This window comes from Lactobacillus sp. C449L (assembly GCF_059900815.1).
The window spans coordinates 1-417 of the sequence record NZ_JBWXGA010000367.1 but is presented as its reverse complement, the minus strand read 5'-3'; the positions used below and the strand labels follow the sequence as shown (position 1 = coordinate 417).

The window sequence follows — 417 nt, the reverse complement described above, 5'->3', positions numbered from 1 at the left end:
CGAGTGCGCTGGTCGCTTCGGCGCCCGCTGCGGCGTCCCGACGCCGAAGTGGAAGCACACACTGCGGACCACGCTGGGCCTCGGCTCGGCCTCGATCTCCGGCCAGTGGCGCTACATCGGCAAGGCGACGGACGACGATCCCGAAACCACCTACGGTTCGGAAGAGTTCGGTGCCGAGAGCTACATCGACCTGACCGCGTCGGCGAACGTAAGCGAAAACCTGATGCTGAGCTTCGGCGTTAGCAACCTGCTCAACAACGAGCCGCCGCTGGCTGCCAGCGGCCAGAACGGCGGTAACGGTGAGCAGAGCAACACCTTCCCGACGCTCTACGACGTGTTAGGCCGTTCGAATTTCGTCAGCGCTCGCGTCCCCTTCTAAGCAGACGGGAACTAGAAGGGGGTGGCGCTTCCACGAAG

1 protein-coding gene is annotated in these 417 nt (G+C 64.3%); it reads left to right on the top strand.

Annotated elements, in window-relative coordinates:
* Positions 1 to 379 (top strand): hypothetical protein (locus AC2JF9_RS09815; protein ID WP_500727402.1); only part of this gene is annotated, 379 nt, incomplete at its 5' end.
* Positions 380 to 417: the final 38 nt, after the last annotated feature.